The following is a 455-nucleotide window of genomic DNA, read 5'->3' on the forward strand; positions in this document are numbered from 1 at the left end:
CTATTCCGAAAAGGTCTCGCAAGCGGGAGAGGCCACACGCGCTGCGCTCGATGGACGTGAATGCTGTAGCCCCGCACCGGACAGGAAAAGGGAAGCGGGCTCTCATGAACAAGCCGTGCGGGCCTCTCACAATCGGACAGGTGGCGGTCCGGATTCCGGACCGGCGGCGCCGCCCGGCCATGCTAGTCTCGACGCCATGGCGGGATACGGTCAGTTCTGCGCGGTGGCGCGTGCGCATGAGGTGCTGGGCGGGCGCTGGACGCTGCTGGTGGTGCGCGAGCTCTTGTGCGGCAGCCGGCGCTTCAACGACATTCGCCGCGGCATCCCGCGGATCTCCCGCACCATGCTGTCGGAACGACTGCAAGCGCTGGCGGCGATCGGCGCGGTCGAGCGGGCCGAGGGCGAGCACGGGCCGGAATACGGGCTGACCGAGGCGGGGCGGGAGCTGGCTGGGC

At 69.7% G+C, this 455-nt stretch carries 1 protein-coding gene; it reads left to right on the forward strand.

From position 1 onward, the window contains the following. Positions 1-196: 196 nt before the first annotated feature. A partial coding sequence (locus P409_RS35775) for a winged helix-turn-helix transcriptional regulator (protein ID WP_034849982.1) occupies positions 197-455 on the forward strand: 259 nt, incomplete at its 3' end.

Source organism: Inquilinus limosus MP06 (assembly GCF_000767795.1).
Taxonomy (GTDB): Bacteria; Pseudomonadota; Alphaproteobacteria; order DSM-16000; family Inquilinaceae; genus Inquilinus; species Inquilinus limosus_E.